Below are 22,324 nucleotides of genomic sequence, written 5' to 3'. Positions count from 1 at the left end.
CACTCGGCGAAACAGACGACAGGGACGGAACGGCGGAATAGGTGAAGGTCACGGACTGCGTGCTGGTTCCCTGGCTCGTGGAGACGCTGACGTTCACGGCGCCGGTTCCCGAGGGAGTCACTGCCGTGATCTGGGTGCTGCTGTTGACGGTGAACGACGTGGCGGCCTTGGCGCCGAACCGGACGGCCAGCACGGAGGTGAAACCGGTACCGGTGATGGTGACGGTGGTACCGCCCGATTCCGGCCCCTGGTTGGGACTGACCGAAGAGACCACAGGGGCAGCCATGGCTGTACTCCTTCATTGAGAACGGGCGTCACACACGTGTGGCCACTGGGGGCGCGGCTGGCGGGGTTGACCCCGTCCGGGCAGAGGGGGGGCTGCCGCCCGGACGGGGCGCTCTCGTCACCTCCTCAGGCGGAGGCGACCGGACCGGTCAGATACCGGGGCCCGCGACGTAGGTGAAGGCACCGACCGCGGTGTCCGATCCGGCGGGGTTGGTCACGACCACGTCGGCCGCCCCGGCGGTGCCGGGCGGGGTCACCGCCGACAGGGTGGTGGCGTTGATGACGGAGAACGGCGCGGCGACACCGTCGAAGGTGACCGAGTCCGTGCTGTCGAGGTTGGTTCCGGTGATGGTCACCGCCGTGCCGCCCGAGGTCGGTCCCGAGGTCGGGCTGACGGTGCCGATGGTGGGGTCGGCCACGTAGGTGTAGCTGAGGCCGTTGTTGGTGCCGCCCGCGGTGGTCACGCTCACCGACACCGGCCCGGCCACCGTCCCCGCGGGAACGGTGACGCTCAGAGAGCTGTCGCTGTTGACCGTCGGGGTGGAGGTGACACCGCCGAACGACACACTGGTGGCCGTGGACAGGCCGGTGCCGTTGATGGTGATGGTGTTGCCGCCGGCCAGCGGCCCGGAGGTGCTGCCCAGGGAGGACTTGAACGGGGCGCCGACGTAGAAGAACGGCACGGGGTTGCTGGTACCGCCCGGGGTGGTCACGGTGACCCCCACCGTGCCCGTCCCCGAGGGGGAGATGGCGGTGACCTGGGTCGGTGAGACGTTGGTGACGTTCGTGGCAGGCTTGCCGCCGAAGCGCACCGCGGTGGTGTTGGACAGGTTCGTGCCCGTGATGGTCACCAGGGTCCCGCCCCCGGTGGAACCCTGGTTGGGAGAGATCGGCATGAGGAAACTCCTCGTCCTCGCTCGCTGATGGGGACATGCGAGGAACCGGCAGGAAACAGGTCAGCCACTGGCTGCCGTGTACGGGAAGGAACCGCCGTCGGCCGGCTGCGCACGTCAGTCTCTTCCCGACTCTTCCGATGCGGCCGGCGCCCTCGACAGGGCCACCGCACCCGGGGTGACGAACCGACACGGATGTCCCGCGCAGCAGCGTCCGCCATCCGTCCCGGGCAAGGAAAAACCGGCAAGCGCTGCCTGTCCGAACGTTCCCCCGGCTCGGGGATGGGCAGCCCGCCGGTTCAACACTCTCAGTGACCCATACCGCCGATCGGGCGACAAGACTCGTTTACCACTAATCACCCGAACGGAGTAATCCCCCCTTTACTTCTTACCAATTTCTCCCTTCCTGTCACTTCTTGGTTATTCATTCTGTTTTGAGTCATCTCATCGAGCGAGGACGGCCAGGCCCCGTGACCTCTCGGGGCCTGGCTCCACCCGCCGCTACGGCGCGCAGCCGGGGACGGCTCCAGAAGGCGCGCAATTGTCGGGGCTGTTGCCGGAGACCTGCGTCCCTGCCAGGACCGACGGGCCGCTGGTGGTGACGCGGAAGATTCCGCCGCCCTGGCCGCCGGCCTGGTTTCCGGAAACTCTGCCGCCGACCAGGGTGGAACTGCCGGCCTGCTGGTACAGGCCGCCGCCGTCAGCCCCGGCGCGGTTGTTGTCCACGTTCGCGTTGACCAGCCGCAAGGTGCTGCCGAAGTTGGCGATGCCGCCGCCGGACGAGGCGGCCACGTTCTCCGCCACGCGACCGCCGCTGACGGTGAGCGGCCCGAAGCCCGCGATGACGCCGCCACCCTCGAAGTTACGGGTGCTGTTCGCCACGACCTCTGTACCGCTGAGGACCGTGGTGCCGAAGGTGGCCAGCCCGCCACCCGTGAACACCGCGGTGTTCCCCTCGACGGTCCCTCCGGCCACCGTCAGCCGGGCGGATTCGCCCACATGGATGCCGCCGCCGTCGCCACCGTTGTTCTCCGACACGGTGCTGCTTCTGAGACTCGCCGTCGCCCCGGGCGCGACGGCGATCCCGCCTCCGAGCCCGGAAGCGGTGTTCTGGGTGATCCGGCTGTCGACCAGGACCAGCGTCCCCTCGGTCAGGATGCCGCCGCCGGCCGTGCCGGAACCCTCGGTCGCACTGCCGCCCGACACGGTGACCCCCTTCAGGGTCAGGGAGCCCCCTCCAGCCACTTCGGCGATACGGAAGGCCGCGGATCCCGCACGGCTGATCGTGGTCCGATCACCGGTGATGGTGAGATTTCCGGTGATGGCCGGGAGCCCACTGGCACCGTTGGCGCCCTCGGTGCCGGCCGGAGCATGGAGCACGTAGGTGCATCCCGGCGCCAGCAGGATGGATCCGCCTCCGCGGGCGTTCGCCTCGGTGATCCGTTCGATCAACTCGGTGACGTCCCCGCATGCCACCCCTGTCGTCTGTCGTGCGGGCAGGGCCTGCGCGGTGGCCGGCATGGCGGTACTCACCAGTGCGGCCACGGCCAGGACACGCATCTTCTTCACGCTCAGCACTTGCTCTCCCTCGGGTCGTTTTTCTCCAACACGACCGGAAGTCACAGCGCTTGGCACCCAGGGAGATCTGGACGGGTGAAGGCGTACAGCAGCGTGGCCCAGCGGCTGCGACGGTCCGTCACACGACCGGGTGGGGCACTGGGCCATTCGAGTGGCATATGCACAAAGCCCAGCGGCTGCCGGGCGGCGAGTGGATTACTGGAATGGATCTAGCCGGTGGGCCGCCCATTCCCACCGGGGATGCGGAAGTGGGACCACCTGTGGCGTTTCTGCAGAAGCCCAGGTATCGCGCCCACATGCCGCGATGGGCACCCCGGTGGTGAACTGGATCCCGATCAGCCGGTGCCGTTCGCGGCACCGGCTGATTCGGCAGCCCTTGTCACACCGGTGCACCACACGATCGGCGACTGCGGCTAGGCCACATTCACGCGCTGTCCGGGCGGGGCTGCCTCCAGCCACGCGAGAAACCCGGTCAGCGCGTCTTCGCTCATGGCGAGTTCCAGGCGCGTGCCCCGGTGCGCACAGGCCAGCACCACCGAGTCGGACAGCAGCGCCAGCTCCTCCTCGCCCTCGGGCAGCCGGCGGCCGGCCACCTCGATCTGCCCGCGCTCCAGGACGCGGCGGGGGCGGGGGGCGTAGGAGAAGACCCGGTACCACTCGATGCGGTCGCCGTTGTAGCGGGCGACGCCGTAGGACCAGCCCTTGCCGCCCGTGTCCGGTTTCTCGGGCAGGTCCCAGCGCAGCGAGCAGTCGAAGGTGCCGCCGGAGCGCTGGATGAGCCTGCGGCGCAGCCCGAACAGGAACAGTCCCACCACCACGAGCGCGACCACGATCCCGCACACAGTCAGAGCGAGGACCATCGGCACCGACCTCCTCGTCTCCTAGGTAGAACTGCTTCTACGACTGAGTAATGAAACGGAAAAAACACCCACATCTGCCTCAGCCGCGACCGGCACCGGATTGCTCCGGGCCGGCCGCGGCTGAGTGACGTCAACGTACAGCGCGGCTGGTTCAGCGCGCCGTCGCAGCACGCAGTCGGACGTCCGCGCGGCGCTCGGCGACGGCGTCGCCCTCCGCCTTCGCACGCTCCAGTTCCCGCTCCGTGCGCTGGACATCGATCTCGTCCGACAGCTCGGCGATCTCGGCCAGCAGGGACAGCTTGTTGTCCGCGAACGAGATGAAACCGCCGTGCACCGCGGCGACGACCGTTCCACCGTCACTCGTACGGATGGTCACCGGGCCCGACTCCAGCACACCGAGCAGCGGCTGGTGACCGGGCATGACGCCGATGTCGCCGGACGTGGTGCGCGCGACGACCAGGGTGGCCTCGCCGGACCAGACCTGGCGGTCGGCGGCGACCAGCTCGACGTGCAGCTCAGCAGCCAAGGGTGGCTCCTCGGGTCACCACCCGGCAGGGGCGCCGGGTGTTGGGGTCAATTCTAGTGGGCGTGGATGAGGGGGCGGGACGCACCCCGCCCCCTCACGACTCAGGCGAGTGCCGGGGTCAGGAGACGCCCAGCTCCTTCGCGTTCTTCTTGAGGTCCTCAAGACCACCGCACATGAAGAACGCCTGCTCGGGGAAGTGGTCGTACTCGCCGTCGCAGATCGCGTTGAACGCGGCGATCGACTCGTCGAGCGGCACGTCCGAGCCGTCCACGCCGGTGAACTGCTTGGCGACGTGGGTGTTCTGGGACAGGAAGCGCTCCACACGACGGGCACGGTGGACGACGAGCTTGTCCTCCTCGCCGAGCTCGTCGATACCGAGGATCGCGATGATGTCCTGGAGGTCCTTGTACTTCTGCAGGATCGTCTTCACGCGCATGGCCGCGTTGTAGTGGTCCTGCGAGATGTAGCGCGGGTCCAGGATCCGGGACGTGGAGTCCAGCGGGTCCACGGCCGGGTAGATGCCCTTCTCGGAGATCGGACGGGACAGAACCGTCGTCGCGTCGAGGTGGGCGAAGGTGGTGGCCGGGGCCGGGTCGGTCAGGTCGTCGGCGGGGACGTAGATCGCCTGCATCGAGGTGATCGAGTGACCGCGGGTCGAGGTGATGCGCTCCTGGAGGAGGCCCATCTCGTCGGCCAGGTTCGGCTGGTAACCCACCGCGGACGGCATGCGGCCGAGCAGCGTGGAGACCTCGGAACCGGCCTGCGTGAAGCGGAAGATGTTGTCGATGAAGAACAGCACGTCCTGCTTCTGGACGTCACGGAAGTACTCGGCCATGGTCAGGCCGGCCAGCGCGACGCGCAGACGGGTGCCCGGGGGCTCGTCCATCTGACCGAAGACCAGCGCGGTCTTGTCGATGACGCCCGAGTCGGACATCTCCTCGATCAGGTCGTTGCCCTCACGGGTGCGCTCACCGACACCGGCGAACACGGAGACACCGTCGTGGTTGTTGGCGACACGGTAGATCATCTCCTGGATGAGCACCGTCTTGCCGACGCCGGCGCCGCCGAACAGACCGATCTTGCCGCCCTTGACGTACGGGGTCAGCAGGTCGATGACCTTGACGCCGGTCTCGAACATCTCGGTCTTCGACTCGAGCTCGTCGAAGTTCGGGGCCTTGCGGTGGATGGACCAGCGCTCGCCCTCGTACTGCTCGTCGACGTTCAGCACCTCACCGAGGGTGTTGAACACCTTGCCCTTGGTGAAGTCGCCGACCGGGACGGTGATGCCGTCGCCGGTGTCGACGACCGGGGCCTGGCGGACCAGACCGTCGGTCGGCTGCATGGAGATGGTGCGGACCAGGCCGTCACCCAGGTGCTGGGCGACCTCCAGGGTCAGCGTCTTCTTCTCGCCCGCGTTGGCCGGGTCGGCGACCTCGACGTGGAGGGCGTTGTAGATGTCCGGCATCGCGTCGACGGGGAACTCCACGTCGACGACCGGGCCGATGACCCGGGCGACGCGGCCCGTAGCCGTCGCGGTCTCAACAGTGGTGGTCATTTATCGGTCACTCCCCGCGGTCGCGTCGGCCAGGGCGCTGGCGCCACCGACGATCTCGCTGATTTCCTGGGTGATTTCGGCCTGGCGGGCCGCGTTGGCAAGACGGGAGAGCGTGTTGATCAGCTCGCCCGCGTTGTCGGTGGCCGACTTCATCGCGCGCCGCGTGGCGGCGTGCTTCGAAGCGGCCGACTGAAGCAGCGCGTTGTAGATGCGGCTCTCCACGTAGCGCGGCAGCAGGGCGTCGAGGACGTCCTCCGCCGAGGGCTCGAAGTCGTACAGCGGGAGGATCTCGCCCTTGGGGTGAGCCTCCTCGGCGACCTCTTCGAGGCGCAGCGGCAGCAGCCGGGCGTCGAGCGCCGTCTGCGTCATCATCGAGACGAACTCGGTGAAGACGATGTGGAGTTCGTCCACGCCGCCCTCGGCCGTCTCCTTCTCGATGGCCTCGATGAGCGGCGCCGCCACCTTCTTGGCGTCCGCGTACGTCGGCTCGTCGGTGAAGCCCGTCCACGACTCCGCGATCTTGCGCTCACGGAAGTTGTAGTGGGCCACACCGCGCCGGCCGACGATGTACGTGTCGACCTGCTTGCCCTCGCGCTCCAGGCGCTCGGTCAGCTGCTCCGCCGCCTTGATGGCGTTGGAGTTGAAGGCGCCGGCCAGACCGCGGTCGCTCGTGAGGAGCAGGACCGCGGCACGGGTCGGGTTCTCCGCCTCCGTGGTGAGCGGGTGCTTGGTGTTCGAACCCGTACCGACCGCCGTGACGGCGCGCGTGAGCTCCTGCGCGTACGGCGTGGAGGCCGCCACCTTGCGCTGCGCCTTGACGACGCGCGAGGCGGCGATCATCTCCATCGCCTTGGTGATCTTCTTGGTCGCGCTGACGGATCGGATGCGACGCTTGTAGACCCGGAGCTGGGCTCCCATGAGTCAGGTCCCTTCCTTACGTCACTTGGAAGCAGCGGCAGGAGTGTCCTCGCCGAGCAGCTTGCCGTCCGAGGTCTCGAACTGCTTCTTGAACTCCGCCACCGCGTCGTCGATCGCCTGGATGGTGTCGTCCGACATCTTGGCGCCCTCCTTGATGGAGGTCATCAGGCCCTGGTGCTTCCGGTGCAGGAAGTCCAGCAGCTCCCGCTCGAAGCGGCGGATGTCGGCGACCGGCACGTCGTCCATCCGGCCGTTGGTACCGGCCCACACGGAGACGACCTGGTCCTCGGTGGCCATCGGCTGGTACTGGTCCTGCTTCAGCAGTTCCACCATGCGCTGACCGCGCTCCAGCTGGGCCTTCGAGGCCGCGTCCAGGTCGGAACCGAAGGCGGCGAACGCCTCCAGCTCACGGAACTGGGCGAGGTCCACGCGGAGGCGGCCGGAGACCTGGCGCATCGCCTTGTGCTGCGCGGAACCACCGACTCGGGAGACGGAGATACCGACGTTCAGCGCGGGGCGCTGACCGGCGTTGAACAGGTCCGACTCCAGGAAGCACTGGCCGTCGGTGATGGAGATGACGTTGGTCGGGATGAACGCCGAGACGTCGTTGGCCTTGGTCTCGACGATCGGCAGACCGGTCATCGAACCGGCACCCATGTCGTCGGAGAGCTTGGCGCAGCGCTCCAGCAGCCGGGAGTGCAGGTAGAAGACGTCACCCGGGTAGGCCTCGCGGCCCGGCGGGCGGCGCAGCAGCAGCGACACGGCACGGTAGGCGTCGGCCTGCTTCGACAGGTCGTCGAAGATGATCAGGACGTGCTTGCCCTGGTACATCCAGTGCTGGCCGATGGCCGAACCGGTGTACGGCGCCAGGTACTTGAAGCCGGCCGGGTCGGACGCCGGGGCGGCGACGATGGTCGTGTACTCCAGCGCGCCGTTCTCCTCCAGCGCGCGGCGCACGCCGGCGATGGTGGAGCCCTTCTGGCCGATGGCGACGTAGATGCAGCGGACCTGCTTCTTCGGGTCGCCCGTGCGCCAGTTGTCGCGCTGGTTGATGATCGTGTCGACGGCCAGGGCGGTCTTGCCGGTCTGGCGGTCACCGATGATCAGCTGACGCTGACCACGGCCGATCGGGGTCATCGCGTCGACGGCCTTGTAGCCCGTCTCCATCGGCTCGTGCACCGACTTGCGCTGCATGACCGTGGGGGCCTGCAGCTCAAGGGCTCGGCGGCCGTCGGTCTCGATCTCGCCGAGGCCGTCGATCGGGTTGCCGAGCGGGTCGACGACACGGCCGAGGTAGCCCTCGCCGACCGCGACGGAGAGGACCTCACCGGTGCGCGTGACCGGCTGACCCTCCTCGATGCCGCTGAACTCGCCCAGGACGACCGCACCGATCTCGCGCTCTTCCAGGTTCAGCGCGAGACCGAGGGAGCCGTCCTCGAACTTCAGCAGCTCGTTCGCCATGGCCGAGGGCAGACCCTCGATCTTGGCGATACCGTCGCCGGCGACGGTGACCGTACCGACCTCCTCGCGCGAGGCCGCGTCCGGCTTGTACGACTGGACGAAGTTCTCCAGCGCGTCCCGGATCTCCTCCGGCCGGATCGTGAGCTCCGCCATCTGGGTTCCCTGCTCTCCTTGTTGGGCCCGAAGTTTCACTTTGGGGGTCTGGGGGCGACCCCCAGGAATCCTCTGCACGGCCCAACCAGGGCCGTAAGTACGTACTGCTCTTCTCGAAATATCGAGTTGCTGCTAGCTCGCCATGCGGCGGGCGGCCTCGTCCAGCCGGTCCGCGAGGGAGCCGTTGATGACCTCGTCACCGACCTGCACCCGGATCCCGCCGACGACCTCGGGGTCGACGTCGAGGTTCAGGTGCATCCGACGTCCGTAGAGCTTGGTCAGGGCGGCACCGAGGCGCTCGCGCTGTCCGTCGCTCAGCGGCACCGCCGAGGTGACGACGGCGACCATGCGGTTCCGGCGCTCGGCGGCGAGCTTGGACAGGGACTCCAGTCCCGTCTCCAGGCTACGTCCACGCGGCGCGGTCGCGAGGCGCGTCACCAGCCGCTCGGTGGCCGGCTTGGCCCGCCCGCCCAGCAGCCGGTTCAGCAGCTCGGTCTTGGCCGAGGTGCCGGCGGCACGGTCGGTGAGCGCGGCGCGCAGCTCGGTGTTGGAGGAGACGATCCGGCCGAACCGGAACAGCTCGTCCTCGACGTCGTCGAGGGTGCCCGTCTTCTCCGCGGCCGTGAGGTCGGCGATGTTCGCCAGCTCCTCCAGCGCGTCCACCAGGTCGCGCGGCTGCGACCAGCGGGACCGGGCCAGCCCGGACACCAGGTCGGCGGCGGTGCCGCTGACCTGGCCGCCGATCAGGCGCTGGACCAGCTGCGCCTTGGCCTCCCCGGGCTGCGCCGGGTCGGTGAGGACCCGGCGCAGGCCGGCCTCGCGGTCGAGCAGCGCGGTGACGGCCGCCAGCTCGTCCGCGAGCTTCGCGGCGTCGACGGACGTGGAGTCCGTCAGCGCGTCGAGACGCTCACGTGCGGCTGCCAGGGCCTCGCGGCTCGCTCCGTTCATCGCGTGGCCTCGGCCTTCTCCTCGAGCTCGTCGAGGAAGCGGTCGATCACACGGCTCTGGCGGGCGTGGTCCTCGAGGGACTCGCCGACGAGCTTGCCGGCCAGTTCGGTGGCGAGCTTGCCGACGTCCTGACGCAGCGCGGACGCGGCGGCCTTGCGGTCGGCCTCGATCTGGGCGTGGCCGGCGGCGACGATCTCCTCGCGCTGCCGCTGGCCCTCGGCCCGCATCTCGGCGATGAGCGCGGCACCCTGCTCCTGCGCCTCCTGGCGCAGGCGCGCGGCCTCGTGCCGGGCCTCGGCGAGCTGGGCCTTGTACTGCTCAAGGACGCTCTGGGCCTCGACCTTCATGGCGTCGGCCTCTTCGATGCCGCCTTCGATCGCCGCGCGACGCTCCTCCAGAACCTTGTTGATGTTCGGAAGCAGCTTCTTCCAGAAGAAGAAGAACACGATGGCGAAGGCGATGGTGCCGACGAGCAGCTCGGGACCGGCCGGGAGGAGCGGGTTCTGCTCCGTCTCCTCGGCCGCCAGCTGTGCCAGGTTGGCGATCACATCAGTGCCTTTCGTCGAAACGTGTCGGTGGGGGGTTGATTACCGACCGAACACGAACGGCATAACGATGCCGATGAGGGCGAGCGCCTCACAGAAGGCGAAGCCCAGGATCTGGTTGGCGCGGATCAGACCGGCGGCCTCGGGCTGACGGGCCAGGGCCTGGGTGCCGTTACCGAAGATGATGCCGACGCCGATGCCGGGGCCGATGGCCGCGAGGCCGTAGCCGATGGAACCGAGGGAACCGGAGACGCCGGCGGCGAGGTCGATGGCAGCGGACATGCCGTTTCTTCCTTCTCTTTTACGGACCGGTGGGGGTTGGCCACCGGACGGCTGGGGTTGGGGCGGGTGGTTCGGCTCAGTGGTGCTCGGCGAGAGCGCCCTGAATGTAGGAGCAGGCCAGCAGTACGAAGACGTACGCCTGGACGGCCTGCACGAAAAGCTCGAAGCAGATCATGGCCATGGTCATCACGAAGGAGACACCGGCGGCCGGGACCATCCAGCTGTTCAGCAGGTACCAGGAGGCGACGGTGAACATCACCAGCATCAGGTGACCGGCGAACATGTTGGCGAAGAGTCGCACCGCGTGCGTGAACGGGCGGACGATCAGGTTCGAGAGGAACTCGATGACCATGACCAGCGGAAGGACCGCGCCGAGCGACTTGTCGTAGCCCGTGACGTTCTTGAAGAAGCCGACGAAGCCGTGGCGCTTGAAGGTCAGCCCGACCCAGAGGATCCACACGAGCGCGGCCAGGACGACCGGGAAGGCGAAGACCGACGAGACCGGGAACTGGGCCAGCGGGACCACGGACCAGATGTTCATGATCCAGATGAAGAAGAAGAGGGAGACCATGAGCGGCACCCACTTCTCGCCCTCGCGCTTGCCGAGGGTCTCGTACACGATGCCGCGGCGGACGAAGTCGTAGCCGGCCTCGCCGATCATCTGGAGCTTGCCCGGCACGACCTTGGCCTTGCCGAAGGCGGCCGAGAAGAACAGAACGACCAGCAGCGTGGTGATGAGCGCGAGCAGCATCACCTTGTTGAACTCGAAGCCGCCTACCGTGGCGAGCGGCTTGAACAGGAAGGAGTGCAGGCCCGGAGCCGGGAAGCCACACCCGTTGTCGGACATGATCCGACAACTCCAGTCGAAGGCGAGCTGGGTCTGGTCAGCACTCACCGCGGGCTCCTTCGGCGTGACGCATGGGTTCGGCAACCTCGTTGTGTCGGCGCGGCACACGGCCGCGGATCGGCACCGGACTGGTGTTACGGATGTGGGGGCGGCTGGGGGGCATCGAGCCTCGCGATCGAGCAGGCGTCAGCTCAGATGCCCGCGCCCGCGATGCCGCAGTTGGCACCGGACGATAGCAGGAGATCTCACAAGCCTTTATCCCGCCCCTACTCCTCACGGCTTCGGCCCTGTCTTCTCGGGCTTCTCACTCTTCGCGGAGTCCGGGTCGATGTAGAAGATCTTGGCCTTCATGTGCGCGCGTGCCTGCGCGGCCATCCACACGACGGTCGCGACGACGAGCGACACGGCGAACGTCTTCGCGTTGAAGAGGGAGGTGTCCTTGAAGACAGCGACGAAGATCAGGAGGAGCAGCAGCTGGGCGACGTAGAGCAGCAGCCCCATCGCCTGGAACAGCTGCGGGAGCGTTTTTGCCGTCCACTGCAGCACGTAGAGGCCGAGTCCCATGAACAGGATGGCCAGCACCGTGCCGACGACCGCGCCGAGCGCGCCCTTGCCCCCCGCGACCGCGGCGCTCACGGCGACGGCGATCACGCCGGCAGCCGCTGTGGGCACAGCGATCTGCGCAAGGTTCCGGACGTCATTGGACGGCATGGCGGCAACTCCGCTTTCACAGGGGGCAGGGTGTCGTCATGGACGAGCGTAGTCCCGGGCTGAGTGATCGAGACCTCACACCAATGGACCGTCGCACTCGGGTCCTTCGGTTCTATCCGGGGTTCTCGTGAACCGTATCACAAACTATTTGATGAGGTCTTTACCTGGTGGGTGTGCTCGCTGTCACACATGAGAGTGACAGTGCGCGTCTGTGCAAAAACCGCGCCCACTTGTCTGGTATTGGGGGTGTTTACTCCCCCACGAGTTGGCAATGCTCTAGTCAGATTCTTACCTTGGCCGTCAACGGCGATCGAGGAATCGTGACCTGGCGCCGATCGCGGTCGCCCCGTTGACGCCCGAGACGCCGGCCGTGACCGGGGTCCTCTCCTCGCCGCCAGAGGCCTCCGCTTGCGTGGCGGTGGCGGCCTCCGCCGCCGCGGTGGCCCCGGGGGCCCGGCGCCGCCTCCGGTATCGCGGCGGCACGAACCGCTGGGCCCACACCGGCACGCGCGGGGTGAAGCGCGGGAGCAGCAGCAGGACCAGACCGACCGCGCTCAGGAAGACCACGCCCAGCACGATCCACATCGACGCCGAGTTGACCGAGTACGCCAGCGCCCCGAAGCCGATCAGCGCCGACCAGAAGTACATGATCAGCACGGCCCGGCTGTGCGAGTGGCCGATCTCCAGCAGGCGGTGGTGCAGATGGCCACGGTCGGCGGCGAACGGCGACTGGCCGCGCCAGGTGCGGCGCACGATCGCCAGCACCAGGTCGGCGGCCGGCACGGCGATGATCGTCAGCGGCAGCAGCAGCGGGATGTAGACCGGGACCGTCTGGTGGACCGCAGCCTTCTCCGAACCCGTGAACAGCGCCAGGGCGTCCGGGTCCACCTGGCCGGTGATCGAGATCGCGCCGGCCGACAGCACCAGGCCGATCAGCATCGACCCCGAGTCGCCCATGAAGATCCGCGCGGGGTGCATGTTGTGCGGCAGGAAGCCCAGGCACATGCCCATCAGGATGACCGCGAAGAGCGTGGCGGGGGCTGCCGCTTCGATGTTGTAGCCGAACCAGATGCGGTAGGCGTACAGGAAGAACGCGCACGCGGCGATGCACACCATGCCGGCCGCGAGCCCGTCCAGGCCGTCCACGAAGTTGACGGCGTTGATGGTGATGACGACGAGCGCGACGGTCAGCAGCGTGCCCTGCCACTGGGTCAGCGCCACGTTGCCGACGCCCGGGATGGGCAGCCACAGGATCGACAGACCCTGCATGACCATGACACCCGCGGCGATCATCTGACCGCCCAGCTTGATCAGCGCGTCGATCTCGAACTTGTCGTCCAGGACGCCGATCAGCCAGATCAGGGCGGCGCCGGAGAGCAGCGCCCGCGGCTCGTTCGACTTGACGAAGACCTCGTTGAGGTTGGTGAGATGGTCCGCGACCAGCAGGCCCGCGCACAGGCCGAAGAACATGGCGATCCCGCCGAGGCGCGGAGTCGGTTCTCGGTGCACGTCACGCGCCCGGACCTCCGGCATGGCTCCCGCCACGATCGCGAACTTCCGTACCGGCCCAGTCAGCAGGTACGTCACCGCGGCCGTGACGCAGAGCGTCAGCAGGTATTCACGCACAGATATGCCCCACGAGTTCCGGTTACCGACCTCAAGCTCACACAATAGCTCCCCGGCTTCTTCCGGGGAGCTGCGAGCGACGGGACGGGCACACGCCCTGTCCCCGTACGCGAACGCTCGGTGGGGCTCAGCGCCGCAGTGCCTCCGCCGGCTGGACACGGGCCGCCCGCCAGGCGGGGTAGAGACCGGCGACGACACCGGTGACCAACCCGATGAAGGGTGCGAGGGCGACCGTGAGCGGGTGCACGACGGGCGTCCAGTCGTTGATGACGGCCACGGCCACCACGGTGACGACGCCGAGGCTGGTGCCGATGAGTCCGCCGAGCGCTCCGAGCGTGCCGGATTCGGTGAGGAACTGCAGGGTGATGTGGAGTCCCTGTGCCCCCAGGGCCCGGCGCAGGCCGATCTCCCCGGCGCGCTCCAGCACCGCGACGAGCGTGGTGTTGGCGATGCCCACGGCACCGATGGCCAGGGAGATCGCGGCGAGGACGAGGAAGAGCTGACGCAGGTCCGCGGTGACCGTGCCGCGCAGAGCCTTGGGCGCGGGGGGCGGGACGGCTTTGAGGTACTCGGGATGGTCCGGGCGCAGTGCGGTGGGTGCCTCATGGGCGATCTGCGTGGCGGCGCCGCGCCGGGTGGCGATGAGCATCCTGGCCGCACTGCCCTGGGGTGGCCCCCACAATCGCTCGGCGGTGGTACTCGGGACCACCACGGACAGGAGGAGGTCGGCCTTGCGCTGGACGTCGTCCATGATGCCGATGACGGTGAACGGCTCGTCGCCGATGAAGACCGCCGGCTGGGTGTCCAGGGTGGTGATACCGAGCCGGGCGGCCATGCCGGAGCCGAGGACGGCGACCTGGGCTGCGGAGTCCTCGTGGTAGTCGTCGTAGACGCGGCCCTGCGCGAGCGTGGGCAGTGCCGCTCGGAGCACCCCCGGGGAGGCGGCGACGATCTCGGCCCGCTCCCCGTCGTCCGCGGTTCCCACAGGGGCGGAACGCACGGTCAGGGGACGTTCGGTCCGCACGTTCCAGTACACCCCCGCGTGCTCGACGCCGTGGAGGGCCTCGACGCGGGCGGCTGCGTCCTCGGGGAAGGCGGGGCCTGCCAGTTCGTCGTGTCCACCGGCGACGTCCTCGACCGTCACCTCGGTCGCTGCGAGCCGGTCGAAGCGGGAGTCGATCTGGGACGAGGCCGTGGCGGTGATCCCGAGGATGGCCACGAAGGTGCCCATGGCGAGAACCGTACCGAGTGCGGTCAGCGCGGAACGGGCCGGGCGCTGCAGCATCCCGGCCAGCGCCTCAGCGAAGAGGTCCCGGGCATGGAACCTGGACGGCACGGCGAGGCGTCCGTCGCGTCGGCCCCTCATCATGCGCTCGCCTGTCTTTCGTCACCGGCGGGGGCCCACGGTCCGGCCGGCACGGACGGTTCGCCGTGTCCCGGCTCTGCCGGGGGCCGGTCCGGTGATCGGCCGGCGGGCGGTTTGGGAGAGTGCTCGGTGAGGAGACCGTCACGGATGGAGATGGTGCGTGTGCCATGGGCGGCGACGCCCGGGTCATGGGTGATCACGATCAGGGTCATGCCGTCGCGGTGCAGTTCGTCCAGGACGGCGAGGACGCCGTCCGCCGTGGCCGTGTCGAGGTTTCCGGTGGGCTCGTCGCACAGCAGCAGCGAAGGGCCGGCGACCAGCGCACGGGCGATGGCCACGCGCTGCCTCTCTCCGCCTGACAGCCGGGGCGGCAGCGCGTGGGTACGGTGGGCGAGCCCCACGCGCTCCAGGGCCTCGCTCGCCCGCCGGGCGCGCTCTTTGCGCGGGATGCCGTTGTAGACCATGGCCAGCATGACGTTTTCCAGTGCGCTGCGGTGCGGGAGCAGGTGGAAGGACTGGAACACGAAGCCGATGGCCCGGCCCCGCAGCGCCGCGCGGTCGCTCTCCCGCAGCCGGGCCGTGTCGACCCCGTCCAGCAGGTAGGCGCCGCTGGTGGGGGCGTCCAGCAGCCCGGCGACATTGAGGAAGGTCGATTTGCCCGAGCCGGACGGACCGACCACGGTGACGAACTCCCCACGTCGTACCGTCACATCGCACCGGCACAGCGCCTTCACCGGCGGCGGTCCGGGATACGTCAACTCCACCCCGCGGAATTCCATCACCGGGGCGTCGGGCGTCGCGAGGACGTCCGTGGTCAGCGGGGACGGAGCCGGGTGCCCGCGGGCCCCCGCACGGCGGGGCCACCTCATGCGCCACCGCCTTCCGGGCCGCCGCTCGTCCCGTACGCATCCGTGCCGCCCGCGGCGCCCCCATCGCCACGTATCCCGGTGACCACGCGGTCGCCCTCCTCCAGACGCCCGCCGCCGACGGGGGCGACCTCGACGAACCCGTCGCCGTCCGTGCCGGTCCTGACCTCCACGCGGCGTCGGCGGCCGTCGCCGTCCACCACGGTCACCGTGGTCTTGCCATCGGCACCTGAGGACACGGCAGTCAGGGGCACCACCAGTGCCTTACCGTCGGTGGACGCGGCCTCGATCGTCAACCGGACGTCCTGCCCGACGAGTTGACCGTCCAGCGCCTTGTCCGGCTCCACCACCATCAGATAACCACGAGGGGTGCCGGTGCCTGCGCCGCCCTGTCCCCCAGCACCGCTGGACCCGGTGCCCCCGGACGTGTCCGCCCCGCCCTGGTCCGGGGAGCCGGCGACGGACCTGACCTTCGCCGGCACGGCGAACCCGCTGCTCTCTGAGCGAATCTCCACTCGCTGACCCGCCCTGACCAGGCCCTTCTGGTGATCCTGGAGGTAGCCGTGGACCTCCAGCCTGCCCGCTGACACGGTCATCACCGACTCGTCCGTCCGGGCGCCGACCCCAGCGGTGATCCTGTCGACCCTGGCCGGGAAGTCCGAGAGGAAGACCACCTCGCTCGAGGGCAGCATCGGTCCGGACGCGGCCCGCACGTCGTCCAGTTCCCGCTGGGCGTCGGCCAGGTCCTCCGCGGCCCGCTCGACGGCACGCCGTCCGTCACCCGTGGTACCGGCTGGGCTGCCGCCGGACGCATCCGAGCCGACGTCGCCCGTGCCGGTCGTGCCCGCATCCGACACCTTGGCGCCGTCCGCCTCGGAACCACCCGAGGCTCCGGAGCCGCCCGAGTCGGAGGTGCGGGCCGCGTAGCGGGCGTCCTCCAGGTTCCTGCGTGCCTGCTTCACCGCCTCCTCGGCGGCCTTGACGCCCTTGCCGTCGTCGTCCGTGGCCGGCACCGGCTCGTAGCCGAGGGAGGAGTACAAGGACCGCAGCGCCGCCTTGGTGCCGGCCCCGAAGCCGTCCGAGGCATCGGCACCCGTCCCGTAACCCAAGGACCTGAGCGCACGCTGGAGTTGGGCCACGTCCTGTCCGACGGCTCCTGGCCGCAGGTCCCGGTAGGCGGGGACCACGCCCTTGAGGGCGATCACCGGGCGGCCGGAGACCTCCAGGAGGAGTTGCCCGGCCTTGACCGTGCTCCCCGCCTTCACCGGGATCTTCGTCACCACGGGGGCGACCGCGCCCTTCTGTCCGCTCGCCACCGGCGTCACCGACACGGACTGGTCGGCGGTGACGGTACCGCGCAGCACGACGGTGTCCTTCAGCGTCCGCCACTCCACCGGGGCCGTGAGCACATCGGGAGCGGGCGGCCGCGAGTCCGCCAACGCCTGGGCCGGTGACTTGACCAGCCGGGCGGCGGCCACACCGCTCAGGGCGAGGAGCACCGCCCCGACGGCGACTGCGGCGAGCCAGCGGCGGCGGCGCGTCAGGTCGGAGCGGACGGTGCCCTCCTCCGGCGCGTGCTTCGTCTCCCGGGGACTCGCGGCGATGTCGTCGGACATTTCTGCGCTCCCCGTCTCGTCCTTCGGGCCCATGCCTTTCCCCTCCCGGCCCCGCCCTTGGCCCTACTCCGCCGGCTTTCCGCTGATCAGTGAATTCGCGTAACGAAGACGGTCCCGGCTCTGCTGCTTGTATGTGGAGAGGGTTTCGACGTTGTCATCGATGGCACGCTTCTGATAGGCCGACTCCACGGAGAACCAGACGCCCACCAGATTGACCTTCTCCTTGCACTGGACGTCCAGTACGGCCGCCTTCACCGCGGCGTCACCGGACGGGTCCTGCTCGACACCGAGTTCCTTCATCGGGCTCACGGGGTCCTTGACGTCGTAACCGCCGTCACGCATGCACGCCGACCACTTCTTGATGACGGCGATGACGCGGGGGTCGGTACGGGACTTCATATAGGCCTGGCGTTCCAGCGTCTGGGCGAACGCGATGTCGATCATTCCCTTTTTCGGAGCGTAGAGCTTCAGATACGACTCCCTGGAACAACCTCCCACGGGAACGCCATCGCCCTTCCTGGCCTCCGCCTCCGCCTGGGTTTCGGGGAGCGAATCGGGGTTGAGGTCGTCAGAGCCGTTCAGCACGGCGAGCATCGCCGGATCGAGTTCGTGGTCGCTGCCCCGGCCGGCAGGCCGGACCCCAGGGTCCGCATACCCGTACCGTTGCGCGTCCCTGGCCTCGGAGAGGCCATAGCGGCGCGCGGTGTCCGACTCGGCACCCGTCGATGAGGAGTCCGGCGCGTCGTAGGTGAAGCCGTACCGCCGCATGCACTGCTGTGTAAGGACCTGCTGGGCCTGCGACAGCCTTCTGATCTCGCCCGCCGCCGGGGCGAAGGCCTGCATCGGGTACTTCAGGTCGGCGGACCGGACCACCTTGGGCGCGGCGCCCACGTCGGGGAGCTTCGGCGATCCGGATCCCTGCGCCGAGTCCGAGGAGCCGGAGCAGCCGCTCAGCAGCAGACCGGCGGCCACGGCCAGACATCCGGCGGACTTCGTCCCCAGTGCCCTCAGGTTCGCAAGAGCCATGAGTTTCTCCATCGATAAGAAAACGAAGGGCCGCCCCACCCGGGAAACGGTGAGGCGGCCACTCGTCACTCATTTCGCGGCAGTCAGCCCGAGGGGACTGATCAGTCGAAGTCGTACGCGGACGAGATGCTGTTCTGGAAGTTCGTCGAAGCGTCGCCCTTGTAGCCCGCGGGAACCCAGCCGTGGATGCCACCGCGGAAGGAGTCCGTGTAGACGTGCCATTCCTTGGAGGAGCGGTTCCAGTAGGACATGGTGTTGTCGTTCGGCGAGATGTTGGTGTTGCGGGTGTAGACCATCGGGGCGAAGTTCGGGATGTTCATCTCCGGATCGAAGATGTAACTTCCCTGCTGCTTCAGGTAGTAGAAACAAGGGTCACCGGATTCGCAGTACCCGTTGCCGCTGGTCGCGGCGCTCGCGGTGCCCGCGAGGAGCCCGACGGCACCCAGGGCCATCGTCGTGACCAGCACGGACCGGATTCCACGCTTGAAGTTCATTTCCCGCCTCTGTCGCTCGCATAGTTGGAGCCTTTCGGCCCAAAAGAGAACAGCAGGGGCAGGCGCCTTTACCCCCGATTGCGCTTGATCAGCAGCTTGTCATGACCATCTCGTAACCAACAGAGCTGACAGATAACTCACAACGTGATCTGGATCACTGCCGGATGCGGCTGTGCCGGGGTCCCGTCAGCCTGGATACGGCGGAAACTGGCCGGTGAGCGCGCGCACCTCGTCCCGCGCCGCGGCCGGCTCCGTCTCACCGCGCAGCACGGCCGCCAACAGCGCCGCGATCCGCACCATCTCCGGCTCGCCCATGCCCTGAGTGGTCACCGCGGCCGTACCCAGGCGCAGCCCGCGGCCGTCGCCGTGCGGCAGCGCGCAGCAGTCCAGCACCAGGCCCGCCGCCAGCAGCCGGCCGCGCGCGCTGCGGCCGTCCACGCCGAGCGGGGCGGGGTCGGCGGTGATCAGGTGGGTGTCCGTGCCGCCGGTGGTGACGACCAGGCCCTCCGCGGCCAGATGACCGGCCAGCACCCGCGCGTTGGCGACCACCTGATGGGCGTACACGGTGAACGCCGGGGTCGCCGCCTCACCGAACGCGACGGCCTTGGCGGCGATGGTGTGCATCTGGGCGCCGCTCTGGGTGAAGGGGAAGACAGCCCGGTCCACGCGTTCGGCCAGCTCGGCACCGCACAGGATCATCCCGCCGCGCGGGCCGCGCAGCACCTTGTGCGTGGTCGCGCACACGATGTCCGCGTACGGCACCGGGCTCGGCGCCGCTCCCCCGGCGACCAGGCCGATCGGATGCGCCGCGTCGGCGATCAGATAGGCCCCGACCTCGTCGGCGACCTCGCGGAAGAAGGCGTAGTCCAGGTGCCGGGGGTAGGCGATGGAGCCGCACACGATCGCCTTGGGCCGGTGGTTGCGGGCGAGATGGCGCACCTGGTCGTGGTCGATCAGCCCGGTCTCGGCGTCGACGCCGTAGCCGACGAAGTCGAACCAGCGGCCGGAGAAGTTCGCCGGGGAGCCGTGGGTGAGGTGGCCGCCGTAGGGCAGGCCGAGGGCGAGGACGGTGTCGCCGGGGCGCAGCAGGGCCGCGTAGGCCGCCAGGACGGCCGAGGAACCGGAGTGGGACTGGACGTTGGCGTGCTCGGCGCCGAACAGGGCCCTGGCCCGGTCGACGGCCGCGCGTTCGGCGACGTCGACCAGCTCGCAGCCGCCGTGGTGGCGGGCGCCGGGGTAGCCCTCGGCGTACTTGTTGGCGAGCGCGGAGCCGAGGGCGGCGAGCACGGCCGGCGAGCAGAAGTTCTCGGCGGCGATCAGCTGGAGGGTGGTCGACTGCCTCTCCAGCTCGGCCAGGAGGATCTCGGCCATCGCCGGGTCCTGCCGGCGCAAGACGTCGGTCTCTAGGGAATGGGTGACCGACATGGCGGGCTCCCGGGGCGGTCGACGGTGACGTAACCCCAATGTAGGCCGGGGAGGTGCGGGGCGCCCGGTATTGCGGCCACGCGGCCTACGTCCGTGCCGGAACCCCGGTCAGCGCCGTCACCACCGGGTCCAGGGCGTCCCGTATCTCGTCGCCGATCGACCGGAAGAAGGTGAGCGGGGCGCCGTACGGGTCGTACACCTCGTCGGCCTCGGCGGTCGGGGCCAGCAGCCAGCCGCGCAGCGCCGCCGCCGCGCGCACCAGCGCCCGGGCCCGCATGACCAGGCCGTCCTCCAGCGGCGGCAGAGTGGCCGGATCTATCGCCCGGACCAGACGGGTGAACTCCTTCAGGGTGAAGGTGCGCAGGCCCGCCGAATGGCCCATGGAGATGACCTGGGCGCGGTGGTCGCGGGTGGCGGTCAGCACCAGGTCGGCCATGATCACGTGCTCGTCCAGCAGCTCCCGGCCGACGAAGCCTGAGGCGTCCGCCCCGAACTCGGCCAGCACGGTCTCCGCGTGGGACTCCATGGGCGCGCCCTCGTGCCCCCAGGTGCCGGCGCTCTCCACGATCAGCCCGCCGCCGAGCACGCCGAGCCGCTCCGCGACGAAGTGGCGGGTCAGCCGCTCGGTGATGGGCGAGCGGCACACATTGCCGGTGCTGACGTGGAGGATGCGGAAGGTGTCGCGGGGGAACCCGAACGTGGTCGTCTCCTCCGCGCTGTAGCCCCCGCCGCCTATGCCACGCCCCGCTTCAGGGGCCGTCAATTCGCCACCTCAAGGTCGGGTACGACCTTGCGCAGCTCCTCCGCCGAGAGCGCGCCCGCGCGCAGCAGCACCGGCACCTCGCGGGAGACGTCCACGATGGACGACGGCACGTTGCCCGGGGTGGGGCCGCCGTCGAGGTAGACGGAGACGGAGTCGCCGAGCATCTCCTGGGCGGCGTCGCAGTTCTCCGGCGCCGGGTGGCCGGTGAGGTTGGCGGAGGAGACCGCCATCGGGCCGACCTCGGTGAGCAGTTCGATGGCGACCGGGTGCAGCGGCATGCGGACGGCGACCGTGCCGCGGGTGTCGCCGAGGTCCCACTGGAGGGACGGCTGGTGCTTGGCGACCAGCGTCAGGGCGCCCGGCCAGAACGCGTCCACCAGCTCCCAGGCCAGCTCGGAGAAGTCCGTGACCAGGCCGTGCAGGGTGTTCGGGGAGCCGATGAGGACAGGGGTGGGCATGTTGCGGCCCCGGCCCTTGGCGGCGAGCAGGTCGGCGACGGCCTCCGAGGAGAACGCGTCGGCACCGATGCCGTACACCGTGTCGGTCGGCAGGACCACCAGCTCGCCCCGGCGGACGGCGGACGCGGCCTCGCGCAGACCCGTCACTCGGTCGGTCGCGTCGTTGGTGTCGTATCGCCGTGCCATGTCTAGCTGGCCTCCTCGTACACGTACTGCGGGGTTGAGAACTGGGGGGTGCTCACGGCAGCGCCTTGCGGGCGGTGGCGAACCGCGGGCGGTTGTTGAGGTCCGGGTGATCGGCCGCGTCGGCCCAGCCCCGCTCCTCGGTGAAGATCCACGGCACCTGGCCGCCCTGGGTGTCGGCGTGCTCGATCACGACGACCCCGCCCGGGCGCAGCAGCCGGTGCGCGGTGCGTTCGATGCCCCGGATGAGGTCGAGGCCGTCCTCGCCGGAGAACAGGGCCATCTCCGGGTCGTAGTCGCGGGCCTCCGGGGCGACGTACTCCCACTCGGTGAGCGGGATGTACGGCGGGTTGGAGATGACCAGGTCGACCTGGCCGTCGAGGTCCGGGAAGGCGGTCAGCGCGTCGCCCTGGCGCAGGTCGACACGGGAGCCAGCCATGTTCTTGCGGGTCCACACCAGGGCGTCCTCGGACAGCTCCACGGCGTGCACGCGCGAGCGCGGCACCTCCTGGGCGAGGGCGAGCGCGATGGCGCCGGAGCCGGTGCACAGGTCGACGATGCAGGGCTCGACCACGTCCATGGCACGCACGGCGTCTATGGCCCAGCCGACCACCGACTCGGTCTCCGGCCGGGGCACGAACACCCCCGGCCCGACCTGGAGCTCCAGGTACCGGAAGTAGGCCCGCCCGGTGATGTGCTGCAGCGGCTCGCGCTGCTCGCGCCGGGCGATGACCTCCCAGTACCGGGCGTCGAAGTCGGCGTCCTTCACGGAGTGCAGTTCGCCGCGCTTCACGCCGTGCACGAACGCGGCCAGCTCCTCCGCGTCGGTGCGCGGCGAGGGCACGCCGGCGTCGGCCAGCCGCTGGGTGGCCTGGGCCACCTCCGCGAGCAGCAGGTTCACGCGAGTCCTCCGTGTCGTACTCGTGCTCGTGCGTGCGT

Annotated in this window: 23 protein-coding genes; all 23 read right to left on the bottom strand. The window is 69.4% G+C overall.

Going from position 1 to position 22,324, the window contains the following annotated elements:
• Window positions 1-286, bottom strand: a 286-nt coding sequence (locus AB0L21_RS25095; protein ID WP_365786486.1) for an IPT/TIG domain-containing protein, incomplete at its 3' end; no start/stop codon positions are given.
• A 148-nt stretch (window positions 287-434) separates the two neighbouring features.
• Window positions 435-1,181 (bottom strand): IPT/TIG domain-containing protein, encoded by a 747-nt coding sequence (locus AB0L21_RS25090; RefSeq protein WP_365700558.1) that lies wholly within the window; start codon window positions 1,179-1,181, stop codon window positions 435-437.
• A gap of 498 nt (window positions 1,182-1,679) precedes the next feature.
• Window positions 1,680-2,738 carry a right-handed parallel beta-helix repeat-containing protein gene (locus AB0L21_RS25085; protein WP_365786549.1) on the bottom strand — a complete coding sequence of 353 codons (1,059 nt, stop codon included), beginning with the start codon at window positions 2,736-2,738 and terminating at the stop codon, window positions 1,680-1,682.
• Between the two features lie 431 nt (window positions 2,739-3,169).
• Window positions 3,170-3,616, bottom strand: a complete 447-nt coding sequence (locus AB0L21_RS25080) for a DUF2550 domain-containing protein (protein ID WP_171152787.1) — start codon at window positions 3,614-3,616, stop codon at window positions 3,170-3,172.
• 151 nt (window positions 3,617-3,767) lie between these two features.
• Complete coding sequence (locus tag AB0L21_RS25075; RefSeq protein WP_356341311.1) at window positions 3,768-4,142, bottom strand: F0F1 ATP synthase subunit epsilon; 375 nt, start codon at window positions 4,140-4,142, stop codon at window positions 3,768-3,770.
• A gap of 118 nt (window positions 4,143-4,260) precedes the next feature.
• Window positions 4,261-5,697 (bottom strand): F0F1 ATP synthase subunit beta, encoded by a 1,437-nt coding sequence (gene atpD, locus AB0L21_RS25070; RefSeq protein ID WP_014675014.1) that lies wholly within the window; start codon window positions 5,695-5,697, stop codon window positions 4,261-4,263.
• On the bottom strand, window positions 5,698-6,615 hold the full coding sequence (locus AB0L21_RS25065; RefSeq protein WP_365700553.1) for a F0F1 ATP synthase subunit gamma: 918 nt from the start codon (window positions 6,613-6,615) through the stop codon (window positions 5,698-5,700).
• 21 nt (window positions 6,616-6,636) lie between these two features.
• On the bottom strand, window positions 6,637-8,229 hold the full coding sequence (gene atpA / locus AB0L21_RS25060) for a F0F1 ATP synthase subunit alpha (RefSeq protein ID WP_365700551.1): 1,593 nt from the start codon (window positions 8,227-8,229) through the stop codon (window positions 6,637-6,639).
• Between the two features lie 132 nt (window positions 8,230-8,361).
• A complete protein-coding gene (locus tag AB0L21_RS25055) occupies window positions 8,362-9,177 on the bottom strand; it encodes a F0F1 ATP synthase subunit delta (RefSeq protein WP_365700549.1) in 816 nt (271 codons plus the stop codon).
• Entirely contained in the window at window positions 9,174-9,725 is a 552-nt protein-coding gene (locus tag AB0L21_RS25050; RefSeq protein WP_365700547.1) for a F0F1 ATP synthase subunit B, read from the bottom strand. Before AB0L21_RS25050 ends, AB0L21_RS25055 begins: the two co-directional genes overlap by 4 nt.
• 39 nt (window positions 9,726-9,764) lie before the next feature.
• Window positions 9,765-10,004: an ATP synthase F0 subunit C gene (gene atpE / locus AB0L21_RS25045; RefSeq protein WP_009190636.1), complete on the bottom strand. Its 240-nt coding sequence runs from the start codon at window positions 10,002-10,004 to the stop codon at window positions 9,765-9,767.
• Between the two features lie 76 nt (window positions 10,005-10,080).
• Complete coding sequence (gene atpB / locus AB0L21_RS25040; protein ID WP_365700694.1) at window positions 10,081-10,851, bottom strand: F0F1 ATP synthase subunit A; 771 nt, start codon at window positions 10,849-10,851, stop codon at window positions 10,081-10,083.
• 273 nt (window positions 10,852-11,124) lie between these two features.
• The gene (locus tag AB0L21_RS25035; RefSeq protein WP_030656103.1) at window positions 11,125-11,562 is read right to left on the bottom strand and encodes a hypothetical protein; all 438 of its coding nucleotides are present in this window, start codon (window positions 11,560-11,562) and stop codon (window positions 11,125-11,127) included.
• A gap of 300 nt (window positions 11,563-11,862) precedes the next feature.
• A complete protein-coding gene (locus AB0L21_RS25030; protein ID WP_365700544.1) occupies window positions 11,863-13,188 on the bottom strand; it encodes an MraY family glycosyltransferase in 1,326 nt (441 codons plus the stop codon).
• 127 nt (window positions 13,189-13,315) lie between these two features.
• On the bottom strand, window positions 13,316-14,557 hold the full coding sequence (locus AB0L21_RS25025) for an ABC transporter permease (protein WP_365786484.1): 1,242 nt from the start codon (window positions 14,555-14,557) through the stop codon (window positions 13,316-13,318).
• Window positions 14,554-15,333: an ABC transporter ATP-binding protein gene (locus AB0L21_RS25020; RefSeq protein WP_365786547.1), complete on the bottom strand. Its 780-nt coding sequence runs from the start codon at window positions 15,331-15,333 to the stop codon at window positions 14,554-14,556. Before AB0L21_RS25020 ends, AB0L21_RS25025 begins: the two co-directional genes overlap by 4 nt.
• 86 nt (window positions 15,334-15,419) lie before the next feature.
• Window positions 15,420-17,036, bottom strand: coding sequence for an HlyD family efflux transporter periplasmic adaptor subunit (locus AB0L21_RS25015; protein WP_365786483.1), 1,617 nt, complete (start codon window positions 17,034-17,036; stop codon window positions 15,420-15,422).
• A 63-nt stretch (window positions 17,037-17,099) separates the two neighbouring features.
• Window positions 17,100-18,062: a hypothetical protein gene (locus AB0L21_RS25010; protein ID WP_365786481.1), complete on the bottom strand. Its 963-nt coding sequence runs from the start codon at window positions 18,060-18,062 to the stop codon at window positions 17,100-17,102.
• A gap of 101 nt (window positions 18,063-18,163) precedes the next feature.
• The gene (locus tag AB0L21_RS25005) at window positions 18,164-18,556 is read right to left on the bottom strand and encodes a hypothetical protein (RefSeq protein ID WP_365700538.1); all 393 of its coding nucleotides are present in this window, start codon (window positions 18,554-18,556) and stop codon (window positions 18,164-18,166) included.
• Between the two features lie 186 nt (window positions 18,557-18,742).
• Window positions 18,743-19,981, bottom strand: a complete 1,239-nt coding sequence (glyA, locus tag AB0L21_RS25000; RefSeq protein ID WP_365700536.1) for a serine hydroxymethyltransferase — start codon at window positions 19,979-19,981, stop codon at window positions 18,743-18,745.
• Between the two features lie 85 nt (window positions 19,982-20,066).
• On the bottom strand, window positions 20,067-20,744 hold the full coding sequence (locus AB0L21_RS24995) for a protein-tyrosine-phosphatase (protein ID WP_365700534.1): 678 nt from the start codon (window positions 20,742-20,744) through the stop codon (window positions 20,067-20,069).
• Window positions 20,741-21,388: an L-threonylcarbamoyladenylate synthase gene (locus AB0L21_RS24990; protein ID WP_132788657.1), complete on the bottom strand. Its 648-nt coding sequence runs from the start codon at window positions 21,386-21,388 to the stop codon at window positions 20,741-20,743. The genes AB0L21_RS24995 and AB0L21_RS24990 overlap by 4 nt, the downstream gene beginning before the upstream one ends.
• Window positions 21,389-21,440: 52 nt before the next feature.
• Entirely contained in the window at window positions 21,441-22,286 is an 846-nt protein-coding gene (prmC, locus tag AB0L21_RS24985; RefSeq protein WP_030656095.1) for a peptide chain release factor N(5)-glutamine methyltransferase, read from the bottom strand.
• Between the last annotated feature and the right edge of the window lie 38 nt (window positions 22,287-22,324).

It is taken from the genome of Streptomyces sp. NPDC052721 (genome assembly GCF_040678315.1).
Taxonomy (GTDB): Bacteria; Actinomycetota; Actinomycetes; order Streptomycetales; family Streptomycetaceae; genus Streptomyces.
Note: the sequence above shows the minus strand (reverse complement) of the source record. Positions and strands in the feature narration are given on the sequence as shown.